This is a genomic window from Thermosipho sp. (in: thermotogales), assembly GCF_020054775.1.
In the GTDB taxonomy this organism is placed as follows: Bacteria; Thermotogota; Thermotogae; order Thermotogales; family Fervidobacteriaceae; genus Thermosipho; species Thermosipho africanus.
This window is the reverse complement of sequence record NZ_JAIHAP010000094.1, coordinates 1-5,920: the sequence shown is the minus strand read 5'-3', so window position 1 is coordinate 5,920 and position 5,920 is coordinate 1. Positions and strand designations below refer to the sequence as shown.

The following is a 5,920-nucleotide window of genomic DNA, read 5'->3' as shown; positions in this document are numbered from 1 at the left end:
ATCTACCACTAGTTTCCTCACAAAGCTTGTTACAACGACTTTAGCATTCAGGTCTTTATGGTACCAATTATCAATTTTCTGTAGAAATAAGTGGCTCTTGCCGGTACCAGGACCAGAGACAATTAAAAATTTGGCAGAATAGTGCTGCGCGATTTCGGAAGTATTATTATTGCGGTATTCCAACCGCCCAGCATCATCCAAGGCATCAAGCTCTGCGCGTATTGTTCGCAATTCTGACACTTCAAAGGGCGAGCCGTTTTCATTGATAAGAAATCTTATACTCATAATTAGGATCCTTTCACAATTTTTATGTCGCTTTCGGTTAAATCATAAAGTTTGTAAACCATCTGGTCAATACGGCATTCATATTCTTTAACTTTTTCTTGTTTCACAGGATTTTCAAAATAATCCTCATCTTTAGTTATAGCAAGAATTTGATCTACTAAAACCTCTATTTGCTGAACTAATGATAGTTTGTATGGAGTGATAGGGGAGATGGGCATAATCTCAACGTATTGATTAGATAGCCTGACCTACCAATTTTTTTGAAGTAGTAATGTTTGGAAAAATCTGGTAAAAATATTTTTTGGGTACTAGTGATGTTTTTTGCACCAAATACTAATAAGACCAATGAAAATAATTTTTCATACACTTTTCTCTAAAATTTTTACTAAATCATTTTTCTTTTTTTGAATTTCGTCTTTCAAGGGTTGAGAAATCTTATTTAATAATCCTTCAATTAATTTTGAATCATTTTTATCTAAGAGAGGTATAAATTCATCTTTTATTTCGAACAATGTATTTATACTACTTATAATTTCCTGATCATTACTGCTTGCCAAACCTTCTTTAATTAGATGAAATATACGGTCCTTTATTTGATCAGGCATTTCCGTTTTTTCTAGCAATATTTTTGTTAAATCTAAATACATATTGAGTTGTTCTAAATTGAAGTCTAAAAATTGCTCAATGATTATTGGAATTAGGTCTGAATTACTTGCCATATCTTTTAATAGATTTTCTGTCTTAGAATGTTTAATTTTATAAAGATGTTTAACTAGCTCCATAATTTTTGATTGATGTTTAGAAAAATCCAAACCCTTTTTGGTTATTAACATTTTGATTGTGAGTAATAAATTATCTTTTATTTTATCATTACTTTCTTGAATAAAATTTTCAATAAGTTTTGGTAAAAATACGGTTTGGTTAGTATGCGGAACTATTCTTTTTTGTAATATATCTTCATTAATGAAATTTGCTATTTCAACGTTGGTTTTATAATTGAAGAAATTGTTTAACTTGGTCGCCAAATCTTCTAGCACTGAATCGCTGTTTTCAACTTTTTCAAATTTCAAGAAGAGTTCGCTTATAAATTTTATTAAAGCTTTATATGCTTTAATATATGGTTCACTAAAGAGATGTTGCGAATTGTAATATTGAAAGATAATATTATAGTTATTCTTAAGTGAGGAAATTAAAGCTTGTTTAATTTTATTGAAATTTTCAATATCCACAATTTTAGTAAAATCAGCAGAATGTTCTACCCAAAAAGAATATAAATCAAAATCTCTGTATTGATTGAAATTCCCTACATTTTGGATTATTTTTGTAAATAATTCTTTTATGGTTCTTTCTGTTAAAAGCTGATGTGATAAGAGGAATTTTAAAATCTCAATCTTTTCTTTTCCAAAGTTTTGGTTATAATTTTCAACTAAAGTTGGAATAATACTATTAATGAAATTTTCATCTAATAAATATCTTGTTTTTTCAGACTCAAGTTCAGTTTGGAATTTATTGTAAAAGCTAAAATTAGCGGTTAGTATTTCAGAAAATTTTGTTTTTATTTTTTCAAGATCATCCCTATCAAAGGTGTCAATATAAATTTTTATTAAATCTAAATGTTTATTATCTGGTTTTTCTATTGAATTAATCTGTTTTATGAGATGATCTAACTTGAAATTGTGAGTTTCTTTTAACCATTTTAGAGAAGTTAGCAATGACTCAGTGTCAAAATTAAATGTATTGGTCCAGATTTCTTCTCTTTCAAGAGTAGCTAATATATTTTTAGGCAATGGTTTTGGTAAATTTGCGTTTTCGTCTTTTATTATTTTAAAAATCAATGAAGCTAAATTATATCCACTAGTATCATAGCGTTGCTCTCTAATTACTTCTTCATCAGCAACTTTATCAATAAAATTGATTAATTTTTCTAAAGATAACTCTTTTTTGCCTATCCTTTCTTTTAAGGTTTCCCAATCATGGGCAATTACCTCAAGATAAACGTCATCAGGAATGTCTCTAAAGGAATCTTTCAAAAGAAAAAAAGGCTCTAAAAGGTTAATATCCTCGAGTATAATATTAGATGTTCTTAAAAGGAATCTGTATAAATCTATTGTTATTGTAAAACCGTTAAAGTTTAAGCTACTTTCTTTCTCATTTTCAATAAATTTTGCTTTTTTTACAAAATTTGTAATTTCACTTAAAAATAATTTGTCGTCAATTAATTTACTATACAGCTCCGGGTATTCTTCACGAATAATGAGTACCTTTGTGAACATTTCAATATTTTGGGTTACAGAACCTTTGGGAATTAAACCTCTCTCTTCTTGCTTTTTCACAAGATTAAATTCTGATTGAAAGTTGTTCAAAAATTGAATAATCTTCCTGGGATTTTTGGAAAACTCTTGAGTAATTAAGGATATTACGTTTTCCTTTTTAGGGAATTCTATTTTATATTTTTCACAAAGTTTCAGACCGTAATCATATAGTTCGTTGCTAGTATAATTTTTAAGGTAAATAGCTGTATTGAATATTTTTCTAATAAACTCATTTGCTTCAGCTACGGGCATTTTAAGATAACTTCTGAGACCGTCATCATCAATTGGTATGATAAAAATCACATCTGGTATCTCAAGAAAATTTTTAACGCTTAATAATATTTCTAAAATTTGTTCTTTATGGCATCTATCAATATTGTCAATAACTATAATAACCTGGTCGATTTTTTCTTTATTCTTAATTTCCTCAATAGTTTCTTTGAACTTCTCTTCAAATTGCTCCGGAGCAAATAATTTTGAAGTTACTAAGCTTGTCTTATAATATATAACGCCCTGTCTTAATATTGAAAAAACAAAAGAAAATAATGTACCCAAACTGAATGAACCTATTAAGGTTAGAAAAAATCCTGATCCCCAAAAGAGATAACCAGAAAAAATGGAAATTATAGAGATTATTGTAAAGAAAAGAAAAAAGTAAAGATCTATTTTTGGTTTAATTTTTATGTCTTCGACCTTATCCTTGTAAAATATTTCTTCTTCTTTGTTTGTTTTGAGGCCATAAGACCTTTTTAATTCTAATATAAAAGTTCTTCTAAAGTCATCATTACTATATTTCCATGCGTCATATATAGAAACTTTAAGTCTGGTATTTTTTTTATTATTTACCTTTTCTTTTAGAGTTTTTACTATTGAAGTCTTTCCTGAACCCCAGGAACCAAATAATCCAATAGTACAAGGGGTAGGGTAGTTTTCAATTATTTTTTCAATTGTATCAACATAAATATTTGTGCCTAAAATATCGTCTTTAGTTAAATCAATTGCTTTGTCAGCGATATAATTTATTTTTTCCCGAATATTATCTCCATTTTTGTTTTTTTTCAATCAAATCATCTCCTCCTCTCACAGGACATACAACCATTATACCATTTGGGTTATTTCTCTTCGCCCTCAGCTATTATCTGCCTGGGAAACAATTCTCGCAACGAACACCTTTTTATAGATTTGGAACTTAGTGGTGGCAATGATATTTTTAATTACATTATTATACTCTAATAACTATTTTTGCATAGATTCATCCTCAATAAATTTGAGTTTTCTGCTTATGTAAAACTGGTTATTCTCTCGGTTATTATCAAATAGCTTTCTTTTCTCTTTTGGAAAAAAACGTATTCTGATTCTATTAGCATATTTGTACTGGCTCTTATGTAGTTTTTCATATGGATCATCCATCAAAGCGGCTAAAAGTGGGACTAATAAATTTAATAATTCTTTTTTAATTGATGATCTCTAAGTATAGTTATAAAATTTTTTGTCGCTTTTTCGTGGATCTAATACATAATCAAACCATCTTTTGCAGATGTTTTTTTCGTCAGCTGAACCAAGATTGGTCCAATGTAAGATTTTGTTATTTTTACTATAATATGTAGATGATTTAATAGAATCATTTTTGTATCTTACATTAACGAGATCATCAAGGAGTCTTCTATCTAATCTTTCAAAGATTAAGCACCTATAATGCCAATTCTCGCCTGTATATGGACATTTTCTATTCATTGCTTCATCAGCGTAAATATTGAGTTCTAAATCTGGTTTTACTATCTTATTTCCGAATAAATCATTTTCCATTTTCTATCACCTTAACCTATTCCTTTGTCAAAACATAGATCTAATAAACAATTTGGCCAATCTGGCATTCGAATTCTTTGAATTTTTCTATTTTTCTGAGTTTCCTGAATGTTCAAATATTGTCATTTTTGTAATAAGCAGCTTTATCTAGTTGACGTAACAAATAGGATATAAAACTTAATAAATCCAAGCAATCTTCCTTTGAAATTGGCCAATCAAGAGCTGGTTCATGAGCAGTTGGATTTCTCAATGCCTGCATAAGACCAGCAGAAAGAAATTTTATTCCCTCTTGCACGTTTTTATCCGTTTTAGTTTTGCAAGCAGTTATTTTCAAAACACCATTTGGATTCCACGCTTCCATCATTAATTTCTCACCATCATCATTGCTTTGGGCTTTTTCATGTACTTTCTTATTATAAACTTTAGCAGCTTCAAAAACAGCGTGAAAGTAATTTCCTTGAGCATACAATTTAGAGCAATGTTTATGTATTTCCTCATGGAAGTTCCTATCATAAAAATCTTTATTGGATTCAGTTTCGGATTTAATATCTAAGCCAGCTTTTTTGAGTATTTCATTTATTTTTTCTTTATAATATATTTTTCTATTTATTCTTTCATTATAATACAATCTCGGAAATTCCGGAATAATTAGATCAACAAACTCTAACAACTCTTTGTTGCGTTCTACATTGTTCATTTCTTGTTTTGCAAGAGAAAGAATCCAATCATGTATAAGTTGTGCACTTTTGGAAGTAATTGATTTGTTTGGGAATGCTTCGCAACTAAAATTAAATACTGATCGCGCCACTTGATTAATACAAGTGACTGTAGTAACATTTTTCAATAAATCACCTACTTGAATGGCAATTAGACGATAATTCATGTTTTTCCCTCTACTATTTTTATTTCTTCCTCTGTTAAATCATATAACGAATACACCAGTCTATCTATCTCCTGCTCCCATTGGCTAGTATCCGTAAGAGGATTCTCCTTTTTGGTGGAAAGGATTTTATCTACCAACTCTTCAATCTGCTGGACGATGGATTGATTGGATGAAGTGATTGGGGGAATTTTAACTTGCTCTACATATTGTTTTTTCCATTCAAAAGCATGCCCTAGAAATATTCCTACTTGTTTAAAGAGCCAATTAAATAATGATGAATTCATATTAGCAAGCAAATATTTGATTGATGTATTCTTAGAAATGATAAAGTTCGAAGGAGCATTAATATAGATACCCTTATCGACAAAACAAAATTCTGAATCATATGAAATATTACCCCACACCACCTTCTCTTTCTCAAGCTCTCGTAAGTAGGTGGTAGCAGCTCTTTGCAAAGCATACCATTCGTAACGTATACCTGTTTCAGCTTTATTTCGATTTTTTAAAGATTCTTTAAATTGGGATAAATGATTAAAAACAGTTGGATAAAGTTTTTCAAATTCAGTTTCTGCTTTTTTACTTGCACCCTGAATAGTTGTATCTTCGTGCAATGGAAAATGCCAAGGAATAAATA

The 5,920-nt window shown here is 29.3% G+C and carries 6 protein-coding genes; all 6 read right to left on the bottom strand.

Annotated elements, in window-relative coordinates:
* On the bottom strand, positions 1 to 285 hold a 285-nt coding region (locus JG780_RS10290; protein ID WP_287570543.1), incomplete at its 3' end, for a hypothetical protein.
* A 2-nt stretch (positions 286 to 287) separates the two neighbouring features.
* Complete coding sequence (locus tag JG780_RS10285) at positions 288 to 503, bottom strand: hypothetical protein (protein WP_287570542.1); 216 nt, start codon at positions 501 to 503, stop codon at positions 288 to 290.
* Positions 504 to 644: 141 nt separating this feature from the next.
* Positions 645 to 3,659: a KAP family P-loop NTPase fold protein gene (locus tag JG780_RS10280; protein WP_287570540.1), complete on the bottom strand. Its 3,015-nt coding sequence runs from the start codon at positions 3,657 to 3,659 to the stop codon at positions 645 to 647.
* 405 nt (positions 3,660 to 4,064) lie between these two features.
* The gene (locus JG780_RS10275; RefSeq protein WP_287570538.1) at positions 4,065 to 4,403 is read right to left on the bottom strand and encodes a hypothetical protein; all 339 of its coding nucleotides are present in this window, start codon (positions 4,401 to 4,403) and stop codon (positions 4,065 to 4,067) included.
* A 112-nt stretch (positions 4,404 to 4,515) separates the two neighbouring features.
* Entirely contained in the window at positions 4,516 to 5,286 is a 771-nt protein-coding gene (locus JG780_RS10270; protein ID WP_287570537.1) for a TIGR02391 family protein, read from the bottom strand.
* Positions 5,283 to 5,920: TaqI-like C-terminal specificity domain-containing protein (locus JG780_RS10265; protein ID WP_287570535.1), on the bottom strand; the 638-nt coding region annotated here is incomplete at its 5' end. The genes JG780_RS10270 and JG780_RS10265, both read right to left, overlap by 4 nt.